The sequence below is a fragment of the Castellaniella ginsengisoli genome (assembly GCF_040955415.1).
Classification (GTDB): Bacteria; Pseudomonadota; Gammaproteobacteria; order Burkholderiales; family Burkholderiaceae_B; genus Castellaniella; species Castellaniella ginsengisoli.
Window position 1 is genome coordinate 2,136,480 of record NZ_CP158257.1, and the last position, 15,894, is coordinate 2,152,373.

The 15,894-nt window shown below is 66.9% G+C and carries 13 protein-coding genes; 7 read left to right on the forward strand and 6 right to left on the reverse strand.

Going from position 1 to position 15,894, the window contains the following annotated elements:
* Positions 1 to 6: 6 nt before the first annotated feature.
* Genes ABRZ00_RS10125 through ABRZ00_RS10140 form a run of 4 tightly spaced genes read left to right on the forward strand, consistent with a single transcriptional unit; the run spans position 7 to position 3,993 of the window.
* Positions 7 to 1,104 (forward strand): polyamine ABC transporter substrate-binding protein, encoded by a 1,098-nt coding sequence (locus ABRZ00_RS10125; protein WP_368639327.1) that lies wholly within the window; start codon positions 7 to 9, stop codon positions 1,102 to 1,104.
* Positions 1,105 to 1,109: 5 nt separating this feature from the next.
* Entirely contained in the window at positions 1,110 to 2,237 is a 1,128-nt protein-coding gene (locus ABRZ00_RS10130; protein WP_368642752.1) for an ABC transporter ATP-binding protein, read from the forward strand.
* Between the two features lie 47 nt (positions 2,238 to 2,284).
* The gene (locus ABRZ00_RS10135) at positions 2,285 to 3,190 is read left to right on the forward strand and encodes an ABC transporter permease subunit (protein ID WP_368642100.1); all 906 of its coding nucleotides are present in this window, start codon (positions 2,285 to 2,287) and stop codon (positions 3,188 to 3,190) included.
* Positions 3,187 to 3,993 (forward strand): ABC transporter permease subunit, encoded by an 807-nt coding sequence (locus ABRZ00_RS10140; protein WP_343838885.1) that lies wholly within the window; start codon positions 3,187 to 3,189, stop codon positions 3,991 to 3,993. Before ABRZ00_RS10135 ends, ABRZ00_RS10140 begins: the two co-directional genes overlap by 4 nt.
* Here ABRZ00_RS10140 and ABRZ00_RS10145 read toward each other — a convergent pair whose 3' ends face one another.
* Positions 3,994 to 5,469 (reverse strand): inorganic phosphate transporter, encoded by a 1,476-nt coding sequence (locus tag ABRZ00_RS10145; RefSeq protein ID WP_368642099.1) that lies wholly within the window; start codon positions 5,467 to 5,469, stop codon positions 3,994 to 3,996. It lies immediately after the preceding gene.
* Between the two features lie 119 nt (positions 5,470 to 5,588).
* Positions 5,589 to 6,398 (reverse strand): EcsC family protein, encoded by an 810-nt coding sequence (locus ABRZ00_RS10150; RefSeq protein ID WP_368642098.1) that lies wholly within the window; start codon positions 6,396 to 6,398, stop codon positions 5,589 to 5,591.
* Positions 6,399 to 6,539: 141 nt separating this feature from the next.
* Between ABRZ00_RS10150 and rpiA the strand changes: the two genes are divergently transcribed.
* Entirely contained in the window at positions 6,540 to 7,220 is a 681-nt protein-coding gene (gene rpiA, locus ABRZ00_RS10155) for a ribose-5-phosphate isomerase RpiA (protein ID WP_368642097.1), read from the forward strand.
* Between the two features lie 155 nt (positions 7,221 to 7,375).
* Complete coding sequence (gene phoU / locus ABRZ00_RS10160) at positions 7,376 to 8,143, forward strand: phosphate signaling complex protein PhoU (protein WP_368642096.1); 768 nt, start codon at positions 7,376 to 7,378, stop codon at positions 8,141 to 8,143.
* Between the two features lie 12 nt (positions 8,144 to 8,155).
* On the opposite strand, the gene ABRZ00_RS10165 is transcribed toward phoU, so the two are convergent.
* The 4 genes from ABRZ00_RS10165 to argA all read right to left on the reverse strand — a co-directional run bounded on the left by ABRZ00_RS10165 (position 8,156) and on the right by argA (position 11,891).
* Entirely contained in the window at positions 8,156 to 8,431 is a 276-nt protein-coding gene (locus ABRZ00_RS10165; protein ID WP_343838895.1) for an oxidative damage protection protein, read from the reverse strand.
* 75 nt (positions 8,432 to 8,506) lie between these two features.
* Entirely contained in the window at positions 8,507 to 9,442 is a 936-nt protein-coding gene (gene rfbD / locus ABRZ00_RS10170; protein WP_368642095.1) for a dTDP-4-dehydrorhamnose reductase, read from the reverse strand.
* Positions 9,439 to 10,539: a dTDP-glucose 4,6-dehydratase gene (rfbB, locus tag ABRZ00_RS10175; protein WP_368642094.1), complete on the reverse strand. Its 1,101-nt coding sequence runs from the start codon at positions 10,537 to 10,539 to the stop codon at positions 9,439 to 9,441. The genes rfbD and rfbB overlap by 4 nt, the downstream gene beginning before the upstream one ends.
* Positions 10,536 to 11,891 carry an amino-acid N-acetyltransferase gene (gene argA, locus ABRZ00_RS10180; protein ID WP_343838901.1) on the reverse strand — a complete coding sequence of 452 codons (1,356 nt, stop codon included), beginning with the start codon at positions 11,889 to 11,891 and terminating at the stop codon, positions 10,536 to 10,538. Before argA ends, rfbB begins: the two co-directional genes overlap by 4 nt.
* Before the next feature lie 148 nt (positions 11,892 to 12,039).
* On the opposite strand from argA, the gene hrpA reads away from it, so the two are divergent.
* Entirely contained in the window at positions 12,040 to 15,882 is a 3,843-nt protein-coding gene (gene hrpA, locus ABRZ00_RS10185) for an ATP-dependent RNA helicase HrpA (RefSeq protein ID WP_368647687.1), read from the forward strand.
* The last annotated feature ends 12 nt before the right edge of the window (positions 15,883 to 15,894 follow it).

A 15,894-nucleotide genomic window follows, 5' to 3' on the forward strand; every position in this document is an offset into this window, starting at 1 on the left:
CACGCCATGAAAATCGGCACCGTTCACACCCTGTTGGCCGCCGCCGCGTTGATCGCTGCGGTTCCGGCGTCCGCCCAGGATCGCGTCGTCAACGTCTATAACTGGGCCGAATACACGGCCCCCGATACCTTGTCCGGTTTCGAGCAGGCCACCGGCATCAAGGTCCGCTACGATGTCTACGATACCAACGATACGCTCCAGGCCAAGCTGCTGACGGGCAAGTCGGGTTACGACGTGGTCGTGCCGTCCACCCACTATGCCGCCCGGCAGGTTCAGGGCGGCCTGTTTCAGAAGCTGGACCGCTCCAAGATTCCCAACTGGCAATACCTGGATCCCGATCTGATGGCCCTGGTCGCCACGGTCGATCCCGGCAATCAGTACCTGATTCCCTGGGGTTACGGCACCAATGGCCTGGGTTACAACGTGACCAAGGTGCGCGAAATCATGGGCGAGGACGCGCCCCTGAATTCCTGGGACATGCTCTTCAAGCCCGAGAACGCGGCCAAGCTGCAGTCCTGCGGCATTTCCATCCTGGACGAGGCCGCGCAAGTCTTTCCGGCCGTGCTGCACTACCTGGGCAAGGATCCCAACAGCAGTGATCCCAAGGATTACGAAGCCGCGCTGGCCCTGCTGAAGACCATCCGGCCCTACGTGCGCCAGTTCAGTTCCTCGGGCTACATCGACGAGCTGGCCTCGGGCGGGCTGTGCATGGTCTACGGGTTCTCGGGCGACGTGATGATCGCCTCGTCCCGGGCCAAGGAGGCCAAGCAGCCCTACGCCATCGACTACATCATCCCGGACGGCGGCGCTCCGGTCTGGTTCGACACCATGGCCATCCCCAAGAGCGCCGAGCATGTGGACGAGGCGCATGCCTTCATCAACTACATCGAGACGCCCCAGGTGCATGCGGCCATCACCAATACCATGTACTACCCCAACGCCAACAAAGAGGCGCGCAAGTACGTGGTCGAGGAAGTCGCGAGCAACCCCATGATCTATCCCTCGCCCGAGGTTTCCCGCACGCTGTTCGTCATCCAGCCGCAGCCCCTGAACATCCTGCGCTTGCAGACGCAGATGTGGGCCCAGCTCAAGACCGGGCGCTGACGGCGATGGCGCAGGATCCGCGCGGCATGCCTCGCCAGGGCGAGGCCGACGACTTCGTGCGCATGGAAGACGTCGTCAAGATCTTCGGCGACACGGTGGCGGTGCAGTCCGTATCCCTGTCGGTGCGGCGGCACGAAATCTTCGCCCTGCTGGGCAGCTCGGGTTGCGGGAAATCGACTTTGCTGCGCATGCTGGCGGGGTTCGAGGAACCCACGTCCGGGCGCATCATCCTGGACGACGAGGACATCACGGCGCTGCCGCCGCATCGCCGGCCGGTCAACATGATGTTCCAATCCTACGCGCTGTTCCCGCACATGTCGGTCGAGGCCAACGTCGCCTTCGGCCTGAAGCAGGAAGGCGTGCCGCGCCACGAGATCCATGAGCGAGTCTTCGAGGCTTTGGATCTGGTGCAGATGGCCGGCTATGCGCGCCGCCGTCCGCATCAGCTTTCGGGCGGCCAGCAGCAGCGCGTCGCCCTGGCGCGCAGCCTGGTCAAGCGGCCCAAGCTGCTGCTGCTCGACGAACCCATGTCGGCGCTGGACAAGCAGATCCGCCAGGCCACGCAGATCGAACTGGTGAAGATCCTCGATCAGGTCGGAGTCACCTGCATCATGGTCACCCACGACCAGGAAGAGGCCATGACCATGGCCAGCCGCCTGGCGGTCATGACCGAAGGCCAGATTGTCCAGTGCGGCACGCCGCACGATGTCTACACCTTTCCCAGCACCCGCTTCGTGGCCGGCTTCATCGGCTCGACCAATCTGTTCACCGGCACCATCGTGGTCGACGAGCCCGATCATGTGCTGATCGAAACCGACGCGCTGTCGCGCCCCCTGTATGTCAGCCACGGCATCAGCGAGCCCTTGGGCATGGAGGTCCACGTCTCCATCCGGCCCGAGCAGATCCGCGTTGGCCGCCAGGCGCCCGGGGCGGAATCGAACTGGGGCCACGGCATGGTGTCGCACGTCGCCTGGATGGGCAGCACCACCCGCTATCAGATCCGTCTGGACGCCGGCCAGACCATCGAGGCCAGCGTGCCCAGCCTGGACTGGAGCCAGTCCGACGCGCCCGGCGTGGATGAAGAGGTCTTCGTGACCTGGTCCCACGACGCCGGGACGGTGCTGGCGTCCTGACGGCCGCCGATCCCCGCCTTCAACGACCCCAGCGTCCGGAGCCGCCGATGCATCTGAAACTTCCCGGCCATCGTCCCAGCGCCCGACAGTTCGCCATCGGCGTGCCCTACGTCTGGCTGGCGCTGTTCCTGCTGGTGCCTTTCCTGCTGGTGCTGAAGATCAGCTTTTCCGACCTGCAGTTCGGCATTCCGCCCTACATGCCGATCGCGACTCTGCAGGACGAGACCTTGTCGCTGTCCCTGCACCTGCGCGGCTATGTGCTGCTGTTCACCGACAGCCTCTACGCCGCCGTGTACCTGAATTCGGTGAAGATGGCGCTGATCACCACCGTCTGCTGCGCGCTGATCGGCTATCCCATGGCCTATCACATCGCCCGCGCGCGGCCGGATATCCGCAATCTGCTGCTGCTGGGTGTGATCCTGCCGTTCTGGACTTCGCTGCTGCTGCGCGTGTATGCCTGGGTCGGCATCCTGCGCAATGACGGATTGCTGAACAACCTGTTGATGGGCCTGGGCCTGATCGATGCGCCGCTGGAAATCTACCGCACCGACCTGGCCGTCTACATCGGCCTGGTCTATGCCTACCTGCCGTTTTTCATCCTGCCGTTGTACGCCAGCCTGGTGAAACTCGACTACCGCCTCCTGGAAGCCGCCTACGATCTGGGCGCGCGGCCCTGGAGCGCCTTTCTGCGGATCACGCTGCCCTTGTCCATGCCCGGCGTGGTGGCCGGCGCCATGCTGGTGTTCATCCCCTCGGTGGGGGAATACGTCATTCCCGAGATGCTGGGAGGCGCCAACACCCTGATGATGGGCCGCGTGATGTGGAACGAGTTCTTCAACAACGCCGACTGGCCGATGGCGGCGGCCGTGACCTGCGTGATGGTCCTGCTGTTACTGGTGCCGCTGTCGATCTTCCAGTACAACCAGGCGCGTCAGTTGGGGAGGCGGTCATGAAGCGCGGCGGCTGGTTTCGCTTTCTGACGCTGGTGGTCGGCTACGGCTTTCTGTACGTGCCCATTGCCTGCCTGATGGTGTTCTCCTTCAATGACTCCACCCTGATGACGACCTGGTCGGGTTTCTCGTTGCGCTGGTATGCGGAGCTGTTCCAAGACGAGGCGCTGTTGTCGGCGGCGAAACTGTCGCTGCTGATCGCCACCCTGACCGCCACCGCGGCGGTCGCCATCGGCACCTGGGCCGGCTATGTGCTGGCGCGCATGGGGCGGTTCCGGGGTTTCGGCCTGTACATCGGCATGCTCAGCGCGCCGCTGGTCATGCCCGAAGTCGTCCTGGGCATCTCGCTGCTGCTGATGTTCGTGGAAATGTCCAAGGTGTTCGGCTGGCCCGACGGCAATGGCATGTTCACCATCTGGGTGGGGCACGTGACCCTGTGCACGGCCTACGTCGCCGTCATCATCCAGTCGCGCGTGCGCGACCTGGACCGCTCGCTGGAGGAAGCCGCCCTGGATCTGGGCGCGTCGCCGTTGCGGGTGTTTTTCCTGATCACGCTGCCCCTGATCGCCCCGGCGCTGCTGGCCGCGTGGCTGCTGTCCTTCACCCTGTCGCTGGACGACGTGGTGGTGGCCTCGTTCTTGTCCGGCCCGGGCTACACCACGCTGCCGCTGGAAGTTTTTTCCCGCGTGCGCCTGGGTCTGAAGCCGGAAATCAACGCCTTGGCGACGCTGTTCATGGTGGCCGTGGGCGTGGTCGTGGTGGCGGTCAATCGCATGCAGATCCAGGCGACGAAGCGGGCGGGGTAGCTACACCCCCATCACCCACACCGCCAGGCCGAACAATCCCGCCGACAGCAGCATGCTGGCCGGAAAGGTCAGCACCCAGGCCAGCAGGATATTGCGCACGGTTCTGCGGTGCAGGCCGCTGCCGTTGGCCACCATGGTGCCCGCCACGCCCGAGGACAGCACTTGCGTGGTCGAGACGGGCAGGCTGAACAGGTTGGCCACGCCGATGGCGCCGACGGCGGTGATCTGGGCGGACATCCCCTGGGCGTAGGTCATGCCCTGTTTGCCGATTTTTTCACCCACGGTCAGCACCACGCGGCGCCAGCCCACCATGGTGCCGATCCCCAGAGCCAGCGCGACGGCGACGATCACCCAGAGCGGCGCGTATTCCGTCGTCACCGTCAGGTCGGCGCGCAGGCGACGCAGGTCGGTCTGTTCGCCGGCGGGCAGCTTGCCCAGTCCGGCCACTTTGCGGGCGGTGTCGTCCAGGCAGAGCAGGTAGCCGCGTACGCGTCCGCGCGCCTCGGGCGGCAGTGCGTCGTAGGTGCGCACGCCGTCCAGCTCGCGGCGTACCGCCTGAAGCGTGGACACGGTGTCTTGGGGATCGCAGCGGAAGGCGGCGGGCGGTTCGTCGCCGGGCTCGCGCCGCAGCGCCAGGAAATCGCCCAGGGCCGCTTCGTTGCGCTGGTAGAAATCACCCAGATGGACGACGGCGTCGTAGGTCCGCTGGACCTGGTAGGGGGTGCTGGCCGGATCCAGCACGAACTTGGCCGGGACGATGCCGATGAGCACCAGCATGATCAGGCCGATGCCTTTCTGCCCGTCGTTGGAGCCATGCACGAAGCTCATGCACATGGCCGACAGCACCAGCACCAGACGGTTCCAGAAAGGAGGGTGCTTCTTGTTGTCGATGGCGCGGCGCTCTTCGGGCGTCTTGTGCATCTTCGAGCCGGCGAAGAGCTTTTTGAAGCCCAGCAGCAGCAGCGCCGCCAGGATGAAACCGGCCAGGGGCGAGATGATCAGCGACAGGCCGATGTCGAGCGCCTTACCCCAGTTGACGCCGGCGCCCACCGGCAGGTCGGTCAGCAGCGCATTGGCCAGGCCGACGCCCAGGATGGCGCCGATCAGCGTGTGCGAGCTGGAGGCCGGAATGCCGAGATACCAGGTGCCCAGGTTCCAGACGATGGCCGCGGTCAGCATGGAGAACACCATGACCAGGCTGCGCCCGTCGCTCAGGTTGAGCAGCAGCTCCACGGGCAGCAGGTGGACGATGGCGTAGGCCACTCCCACGCCGCCCAACAGCACGCCCAGGAAATTGCAGATGCCGGAGAAGAGCACCGCCAGGTGCGGTGGCATGGCTTTGGTGTAGATGACCGTGGCGACGGCGTTGGCGGTGTCGTGAAAGCCGTTGATGAACTCGAAGGCCAGGACGAGAAACAGAGCCAGGACCAGGCTGAGCCCGACCGCAAGGTGCAAGCCGGAAAATAGGTCGAACATGGTGGGGGGGGGTAGGTTCGGGAGACGCCGAATTATTGCAAATTTGTGAAGGAATGTTTGGATATTCCTGTCGCGGCGGCATTCCGGCTGCGCCGGCCGGCGGGTTTCTCTCTGGAGAGTCAGTCTTCCTGGGGCTGGCCCAGCGCCTCGTACGCGGCCCGCACGGCCTGCTTCCCATAGCGCCGCTCCAGCCGCCGGATGATGAAATGCCCTCTCGCCATGTCCTGGAAATGGTGGATGAACAAGGTGTTGATGAGTGCGCCGCCTGCCGCACCCAGGGCGGGCACCGCCTGGGCTGCGGCTTTTTCGCTGATCTGCAGGCCGAAGCGCTTGGCGACCAAGGTGATCAGGTGCATCAGGGCGGGCGGTGCGGCGTGTTCCACCGCCACTTGGCCGGCGGCGTACTCGGCGGCCTGGCTGACGGCGCGCGCCAGGGCCGTGCGCACGACGTAGTAGCCGCTTTCCGCCCCATCGTCGGCCGCACTCTTGCCGCCCAGGGCGAAGACTTCCAGGCAGGCGACCCGGGTGCCGGGGTCGGACAGCGATTCGCCTTCGCTGCGGGCGATGTCGGCGATCGAGCGCATCATGAGGGTGGTGGAGATCGGCAGCTCGACCGCCAGGCCGGCCAGGCCGAAGAAGCCGCCCACGCCTCCGGTGGCGGCCGCGCCGATTTTGTGCCAGCGGTTCGAGCTGCTGTTTCCTGGCTGGTCGTTCAGCGTGAACAGAGCAGCGTCGGCGGCTTTGCTCAGGGCGAGCCGGGTGACCTTGCCGATCTGGCCGCTCCAGCCTGCGGGCAGTCTGTCCAGCAGCTTTTCGACGGGCGTGCCGATCAGGTTCGTGATCCGCACGGCCAGGCCCGGCGTCTCCAGCAGGGCATGCGCGCGGCGCAGGGCTTCGAGGTCGGCCGGGGTGAAGGGCATGTCATCCATGGAATGAATCGGCAAGATTGGCGCAAGTAAAGCCATTATGGCGCTTGCGCGCGGCGGCGTGTGCAGTGTGCCGCCGCGCATGCGGGACAGGCTTTGGCGCCTTTACAATACAGGCCTCCCAGACCTTTGACCGGAATCCCCATGCTTACCCAGGACGAACTCAAGCAACAGGCGGCCCAGGCCGCGCTCGACCATGTGCTGCCCCAGTTGCAGCCCGACAGCATCCTGGGGGTGGGCACGGGGTCGACCGTGGACCGCTTCATTGACTTGCTCGCGCCGCATCGCGCGGCCTTTCGCGCGGCGGTGTCCAGCTCCGAGCGCAGCACGCGCCGCCTGCAGGCGGCGGGCATCGAAGTGCTGGACCTGAACGGGGTGTCCTCGCTGGCCTTGTACGTGGATGGCGCCGACGAGATCGACCACCAGCTCAACATGATCAAGGGCGGCGGCGGGGCGCTCACGCGCGAGAAGATCGTAGCCTCGGTGGCGGATCGCTTCGTCTGCATCGTCGATGAATCCAAGCTGGTCGAACGCCTGGGCGGATTTCCGCTGCCGATCGAGGTCATTCCCCTGGGGCGCGAGGCCGTCGCCCGCGAACTCCGCCAACTGGGCGGCCAGCCGCGCCTGCGCGAAGGCTTCACCACGGACAATGGCAACCAGATTCTGGATGTGTCGGGCTTGCGCTATGACGATCCCGCCGAATTCGAGGCGCTGCTGAACAATATCCCCGGCGTGGTCTGCTGCGGCCTGTTTGCGATCTCCGGCGCCCAGGTGGCGCTGGTGGCGGGGCAGGCAGGCGTGTCGCGGCTGGAATTGCAGGACTGAGGCCGCATCCGGACGCCGCTCCGGGCCGGCCGGCGCGCCGTCATGTTTTTGTCACATGGCCCTGCTATGCTGGGGCATTCTTTCCAAGCAGCGGGCGTGATGGTACGCTTTGCGCTCGTTGAACGCGCCTGGATTCAGGCAGATAGAGGCCCCGGATGCTGGAACACACCAACAAGCAATTTCACGGCGAACTCGAAACGACGCGCTCCCTGTTCCTGCAGATGGGCGGGTTGGTCGAATCCATGGTGCTGGACGGCATCCACGCCTTGTCGCAGGGCGAACTGCATCTGGTCGACCGGGTGCGCGAGCACGAGCGGCAGGTCAATCAGTTCGAGGTCGACATCGACGAGCGCATCAGCCAATTGATCGCCCGCAACCAGCCCACGGCCGGCGACCTGCGTCTGCTGCTGGCGGTGTCCAAGATGCTGACCGACATGGAACGCTGCGGCGACGAAGCCGAAAAAATCGCCAAGGTCGCCCGCCGCCTGCATGAATCCAACGCGTCCTATGAGCCGGTGGTGGAATTGCGCCACATGGCCGATGCGGTGGCCAGCATGATCCGCGCCGCCCTGGACGCCTTTGCCCGGGAGGATCCCATCGCCGCCGCCCAGGTCGTGCGCAACGACAAGGACGTCGACAAGGAATGGAAGGCGACCCTGCGCCACATCATTACCTACATGATCGAGGATCCGCGCACGATTTCGCACTCCATCGACCTGATCTTCATCGCCCGGGCGCTGGAGCGCATCGGCGACCATGCCAAGAACATGGCCGAGCGCGTGATCTACATGGTGCGCGGCGACGACGTGCGCCACACGGGCGTCACCAATACCGAGCGCCTGGCGCGCGGCGAGCCGCTGGAACCGCGCGACCCATCGCCCGGTCAGCCGCGCGGCGAGTCGTCCGATCCGCCGCGCGGCTGATTCCGCCGGCCCTCAGGCCGAGGGCGGCACGTAGCCCTGGGCGTCGACGTCCTGGTCGTCGAACAAAAATGCCTGCATGCGCTCGGCCAGGAATTTCCGCGCCTCGGGGTCGGCCAGGCTGAGATGGTTTTCGTTGACCAGGCGGGTCTGGATGTCCAGCCATTTGGCCCAGGCGTCCTTGGAGATTTCCCGCCAGATGCGCACGCCCAGTTCGCCGGGGTACGGGGGGTAGTCCAGGCCTTGGGCCTCGCGCTTGAGCTTGCGGCATTGGATCATGCGTACTGCCATATCGGGCATATCGGGCGCCTCGTATCGTGCAATGGGAAACGGGCATTGTAGCCCTGCCCGCCGGCTCCGGCCGTCTCAAGACCCTTCCGACCGCCAGGTCTCCAGGACCCGATCCAGGCCGATGCGCCAGTCGCGCTCCAGCGGACCGAGCAGGGCTTCCAGCCGGGCACAATCCAGCCGGCCGTTGGCCGGGCGGGGTTCGGACGAAGGCCATTCGGCCGAGGAGATCGCCTCCACGCGGGGGCGGCAGGCGATCAGGCCCAAGGCCAGGGCCCTGGCCTGGATTTCCAGGGCGAAACCATGCCAACTGACCCAGGGCTGGCCGCCGAAGTGATACACGCCGCCCGGCGTTTCGTTGGCCGGCCGCAGGGCCAGCGTGAGCAGGACCCGGGCCAGATGGCCGGCCCAGGTGGGGCCGCCGACCTGGTCGTCGATCACGCGCAACGCATCGCGTTGTGAACCCAGGCGCACCATGGTGCGCACGAAATTGCCGCCCCAGGCGCTGAAGACCCAGCCGGTGCGCACGACGATGGCGCGCGCGTCGGCAGCCAGGACGGCGTGCTCCCCTTCCAGCTTGCCGCGCCCATAGGTGTTCAGGGGCGCGGTCGGATCGCCTTCCCGGTAGGGGCGGTCCAGTCGGCCGTCAAAGACGTAGTCGGTGGACACATGCAGCAGCCGCAGGCCGCGCGCCGCGCAGGCCCGGGCCAGCAGGCCGGGCGCGGCCGCGTTGATGGCTCGGGAGAGATCCGGCTCACTGGCGGCGCGGTCCACGGCCGTATAGGCGGCGGCGTTGATCAGGCAGTCGGCGGGGTGCGCGTCCAGCCAGGCGCCGATGGCGCCGGCCTGCGTGATGTCCAGTTGCGACCGGTTCAGAAAGGTGTAGCGCGCCGCGCCGGGAGCCTGTGCCGCCAGCGCACGCAGAGAGCGCCCCAGTTGACCGTCCGCCCCCGTGACCAGGATGCGGGGCGCGTCGGGCCGCAGCGCATTCCGGGGCGCGCCGCGCGGGCTCACGCGGCCGGTCCTCGGGCGGGCGGCGCAGCCGTTCCGTCGCCCAGGCCCAGGCGCTGCCGCTGGTAGCTGCCGTCCTGCACGCGGCGGCACCAGCCGCGGTGCGCCAGGTACCACTGGACGGTTTTGCGCAGTCCGGAGGCAAAGGTCTCGCGCGGCGTCCAGCCCAGTTCGCGCTCGATCTTGCCGGCATCGATGGCATAGCGCTGGTCGTGCCCGGGCCTGTCGGCCACGTGGGTGATCAGGTCGGCATAGCGCGCCACGCCCGCGGGGCGGTCCGGCGCCAGTTCCTCCAGCAGTTCGCAGATCGCCCGTACCACGTCGATGTTGCGCTGTTCGTTGTGGCCGCCGATGTTGTAAGTTTCACCGGGCATGCCGGATTCGATCACGCGCAGCAGGGCGCGGGCGTGGTCTTCGACATAGAGCCAGTCGCGGATCTGCAAGCCCTGGCCGTAGACGGGCAGGGGCTTGCCTTCCAGGGCGTTGAGGATGATCAGCGGGATCAGTTTTTCCGGGAAATGGCAGGGGCCGTAGTTGTTGGAGCAATTGGTCACCAGCACCGGCAGGCCGTAGGTACGATGCCAGGCCCGCACCAGGTGGTCCGATCCCGCCTTGCTGGCGGAATAGGGCGAGCTGGGCGCGTAGGGCGTGGCTTCCGTGAACGGGTCCTGGGTTCCGGCCAGGTCGCCGTAGACCTCGTCGGTGGAGATGTGGTGGAAGCGGAAGGCGGTGCGTGCGGCGGCGTCCAGCCCGTTCCAGTAGGCGCGGGCGGCTTCCAGCAGCGTGTAGGTGCCGACCATATTGGTCTGTACGAAGGCGGCGGGGCCGTCGATGGAGCGGTCGACGTGGGATTCCGCCGCCAGGTGCATGACGGCGTCCGGCCGGTGGCGTGCGAAGGCGTCCGCCAGGCCCGCCGCGTCGCAGATGTCCAGATGCTCGAAGGCATAGCGCGGATCTTGCGCGACGGATGCCAGGGACTCGAGATTGCCGGCGTAGGTCAGCTTGTCCACGTTGACGACCGCATGGCTGGTGCGGCCGATCAGGTGCCGGATCAGGGCCGAGCCGATGAAGCCGGCGCCGCCGGTGACGAGGATTTTCATAGCCGCTTGATGAAGACCAGGCTGTTGCGGGAATGGTTGTAGTGGGCGCGTTTTTCGTGGGGCAGGTCGGAGACGCCGCCCTGCACGAAGCCGCGTTTCAGGAACCAGTGCGAAGTGCGTGTAGTGAGCACGAACAGGCGCCGGGCGCCCTGGGCGCGCGCGCTGGTTTCGGCGTGGCGCAGCAGCTTCTCGCCGTCGCCCGTGCCCTGCCATTCGGGATGCACGATCAGACAGGCCATTTCAGCCATGCCGTCCTCCAGGTACGGGATCAGGGCCACGCAGCCGTAGATCACGCCATCGTGTTCCAGCACCGTGAATTTTTCCACATCGCGCTCGATCATGGCGCGGCCGCGCGGCACCAGGGTGCCGTCCGCCTCCAGCGGTTCGATCAACTGGACGATGGCGCCCACGTCGTCGGCCACCGCCGGGCGCAGGTCTTCGAGCGTGTCTTCGACCACCATGGTGCCCACCCCGTCGTGGGTGAAGATTTCCAGCAGGATGCTGCCGTCCATGGTGTAGGGCACCAGGTGGGCGCGCGCCACGCCGCGTTTGACCGCCAGCGAGGCATGGCGCAGAAAGGCGGACGTGTCCTCGTCCAGGATGTCCTGGGCGAGCAGTTCGTCGGCGTCTTTGCGGGCCAGCTCGGTGTCCACCGAGCCGTCGGTTTCGGTGACGGTCCGGTTCTGGGTCAGGAAGATCAGTTTCTCGGCGCGCAGCGCCACGGCGGCGTTGGTGGCCAGGTCTTCCATGGCCAGGTTGAAGGCCTCGCCGGTGGGGGAAAAGCCCAACGGCGAAAGCAGCACGATGGCGCCCTGGCTGATGACGTTGCGCATGGCCTCGATATCGAGCTTGCGCACCGTGCCGGCGCGGCGGTAGTCTACGCCGTCGATCACGCCGACCGGGCGCGCCGTCACGAAGTTGCCCGAGATGACGCGGATCTTGGCGTGCGACATGGGCGTATTGGGCAGCCCCTGGCTGAAGGCGGCCTCGATATCCAGCCGGATTTCCCCCGCGGCTTCCTTGGCGCATTCCAGCGCTTCCGGGCTGGTGGGCTCCGTGCCCCGGCCGAACTGGGTGGTCTGGCCTTTCAGTCGCAACTGCTCGTTGACCTGGGGGCGCGAGCCGTGCACCAGGACCAGCTTGATCCCCAAGGCGGACAGCAGCGACAGGTCGGCCACCAAGTCCTCCAGGCCGCCGTCTTCGATCAGCTCGCCGCCGAACGCCACGACGAAGGTCTTGCCGCGGAAGTCGTGCACGTAGGGCGCGACCTCGCGAAACCATCGCACGAATTGCGCGGGGGCGAATTCGGGGGCGTCCTGGGCGGAATAGGTGTCGGTTTCAGCAGAACTCATGGCGGCGGAAGAGGTCGGAGGGCGGGTCCCGGCACGGCGGATCCGGGTCTTGCAATAGCGAAATTATAATGAGCGATTGTCTTTTCCCGGCCGGTTTCCGTGGCGCCGGGCGGACAGCACGCTCCATCCCTACGTGGAACCCGACGTTTTGCCAGAAAATCCATCGCAGCCAGCCCGCCGTGCAGCCGCCCGGGCTACGGCGCCGCGCCCGGCCTCCGGCGCCGGTGATCGCCCCTTGCCGTCCATCCTGTATCCGGAAGAATTGCCCGTCAGCGCCTGCCGCCAGGACATCGCGCGCGCCATCGCCCAGCATCCGGTGGTGATCGTCTGCGGCGAGACCGGGTCGGGCAAGACCACGCAGTTGCCCAAGATCTGCCTGGAGCTGGGGCGCGGTCGCACTGGCATGATCGGCCACACCCAGCCGCGCCGTCTGGCGGCCACCTCGGTCGCCCAGCGCGTGGCCGAAGAGCTGCGCACCGAGATCGGCGACTGGGTGGGCTACCAGATCCGCTTTTCGGAGCGCGCCGGCCCGGCGACGGCGATCAAGCTGATGACCGACGGCATTCTGCTGGCCGAGACGCAGCGTGATCCGCTGCTGCGCCGCTACGATACGCTGATCATCGACGAGGCGCACGAGCGCAGCCTGAACATCGATTTCCTGTTGGGTTTTCTCAAGCGCCTGCTGGAACGCCGCAAGGACCTGAAGCTGATCATCACCTCGGCCACCATCGACGCCGACCGCTTCGCCCGGCATTTCGGCACGCCGGAGCGCCCGGCCCCGGTGATCCAGGTCTCGGGCCGGCTGTTTCCCGTGGAAATGCGTTACCGTCCCGTGCGGCGCGACACGGATGACGGCGCCCCCGCCGGCCGCAAGCCGGCACAGGGCGATGAGGAGCGCGACCTGATCGAGGCCGTGGCCGATGGCGTGGATGAGTGCGCCCGCCACGGCAGCGGCGACGTGCTGGTCTTCCTGCCCGGCGAACGCGAAATCCGAGAATGCGCCGAAGCCCTGCGCAAGCGGCATCCGGCCGGCGCCCTGGTGCTGCCCCTGTATGCGCGGCTCTCGCGTGCGGAACAGGAACAGATCTTCCATCCGCGCGGCAACGCCCGGCGCATCGTGCTCGCCACCAACGTGGCCGAGACCTCGCTCACGGTGCCGGGCATCCGCTATGTGGTGGACAGCGGTCTGGCGCGCATCAAGCGCTATTCCTGGCGCAGCAAGGTCGAGCAACTGCGCATCGAGCCCATAAGCCAGGCTTCGGCCAACCAACGCGCCGGGCGCTGCGGCCGCCTCGGCCCGGGCGTGTGCGTGCGCCTGTATGCCGAAGACGATTTCAAGCAGCGTCCCGCGTTCACCGATCCGGAAATCCTGCGCTCGTCCCTGGCGTCGGTCATCTTGCGGATGAAGTCGCTGCGGCTCGACGATATCGAGGCCTTTCCCTTCGTCGAACCGCCCACGGGCCGCGCCGTCGCCGATGGCTATCAACTGCTGCAAGAACTGGGCGCGCTCGATGCGCGCAACCGCCTGACCGACGTGGGCCGCACCCTGGCGCGTCTGCCCGTCGATCCGCGTATCGCGCGCATGATCTTCGCCGCGCACGAGCAGCAGTGTCTGGCCGAAATCCTCGTCATCGCGTCGGTGCTGTCCGTCCAGGATCCGCGCGACCGCCCCATGCAGGCGCGCGAGGCCGCCGACAACGCCCACGCCCAGTTCAACGACAAGCAGTCGGAATTTCTCGCCTGGCTCAAGCTCTGGCAGTGGTATGGCGAGCAGGTCGCTCACAAAGCCTCCCAACGCAAGCTGGTGGACCAGATCCGCGCCAAATTCCTTTCGCCGATCCGCTTGCGCGAATGGCACGATACGCACACGCAGTTGCTGACCCTGGCGCGGGAGCAGGGCTGGCGGCTGAACCAGACGCCCGCCACACGCGAACAGATCCACATGGCGCTGCTGGCGGGGCTGTTGGGCAACATCGGCATGAAATCCGAGGATGGCGGCCTGTATCAGGGCGCGCACGACATCCGTTTCGCCATCCATCCCGCTTCGCCGCTGCAGAAAAAAGCCGGCCGCTGGGTGCTGGCCGCAGAGCTGGTGGAGACCTCCCGCCTGTATGCCCGGTGCGTGGCGCAGATCGAACCGGCCTGGGTCGAGCGGGCGGGGGCGCACCTGCTCAAGCGCGCCTGGTCGGATCCGCGCTGGGAAAAAAAAGCCGGCCAGGTCGTCGCCAACGAACGCGGCACCGTACACGGCCTGCCGGTCTATACCGGCCGCCGCGTGCACTACGGCCGCATCGATCCCAAGGCGGCGCGCGAGATCTTCATCCGCGATGCCCTGGTGCCCGGGGACATCGACAGCAAGCTGCCTTTCATCGCTCACAATCGGCGGCTGATCGCATCCATCGAGCGGCTCGAACATCAAAGCCGGCGCCCGGACATCCTGGTGGACGACGCGCTGATCTACGCTTTCTACGACGGGCAGATTCCCGCCGACGTCTGTCAGACGGCTTCGCTGGAGGCCTGGTTCAAGGGGCTGGACGCGCGGGCGGCCGCGCGGCTGAATCTGAGCCGCGACGAACTCATGCGCCACGACGCCGCCGGCGTCACCACCGAAGTGTTTCCGCGCCGTCTGGCCTGGGCCGGGACCGAGCTGGCGGTGGACTACCACTTCGAGCCTGGCTCTCCGCGCGATGGCATGACGCTGACCGTGCCGCTGTTCGCGCTCAACCAGATCGATGCCGCGCGCTGCGAATGGCTGGTGCCGGGCATGCTCAAGGAAAAAGCCCACCTGTTGCTGAAATCCCTGCCGCAAAAGCTGCGCCGCCATTGCGTGCCGTTGCCGGAGTACGCGGCCGGCTTTCACGAACGCTGGTTCGAGCGTGCCGCCGATCCGGGCATGGGTTTGCAGGATGCGCTGGCGCAGGACATCTGGGAACAATGCCGGGTCCGTGTGCAGACGACCGATTTCAAGCTGGAGACCTTGCCCCCGCACCTGTTCATGAATTTCAAGGTGGTGGACGAGCACGGCCGCATGCTGTCCGGGGGGCGCAGCCTGGACCAGTTGCGCGCCGAGCACGGCCGCCAGGCCCAGGTTTCCTTCCAGCAGTTGGCATCCCGCGATCAGCAGGCATCCCGGGTTCTGGACCACGAGGGTCTGACGGCCTGGACCTTCGGCGTCCTGCCCGAACTGTTGGAAATCCAGCGCGGCGGCCAGTCCCTGATCGGCTACCCGGCGCTGCGTGATCGCGGCGAGTCCTGCGACCTGGACGTCTTCGACGATCCCCAGGAGGCCCGGCGCGTGCATGCGGTCGGCCTGCGGCGGCTGTTCCGCCTGGCGCTGCGGGAACAGGTCCGCTACCTGGAAAAAAATCTGCCGGATCTGACCCGTATGGGCATGCTCTACATGGATCTGGGCACGCAGCAGGAGCTGCGCGATCAGTTGATCGATGCGGCCCTGGACCAGGCCTGCCTGGCGGAACCATGGCCCGCCGATGCGGCCGCCTTCGAGCAGCGTTGCACGGAAGGGCGCGCGCGCCTGGGCCTGCTGGCCCAGGAGCGGGCTCGCCTGGCGGGCCTCATCCTGGCCGAACGCGCCGCGCTGGTCAAGAAACTGCCCCAGGCCCGGCCCTGGCCGCAGGCCCAGCAGGATATCCGCCAGCAGCTCGACGCCCTGGTGGGGCCCGGCTTCGTGCGCGATACGCCGCCGGAACAGCTTGGGCATCTGCCGCGCTACCTGAAGGCGGCGCAGATGCGCATCGACAAACTGCGCGCCGACCCCGCCCGCGATGCCGCCGCGATGGCCGACATCGCCCGCCTGACCGTGCCCTGGCAGCGCGCGCGGGCGGCGCTCAAGGGGGCGCCCGACGCCCGGCTCGATGCCTTTCGCTGGCAGTTGGAGGAACTGCGCGTGGCGCTCTATGCGCAAACGCTGCGCACGCCTTTCCCGGTCTCGGTCAAACGCCTGGAGAAAGCCTGGGCGGCTCTGCCGCGATAGGTACAATCCACC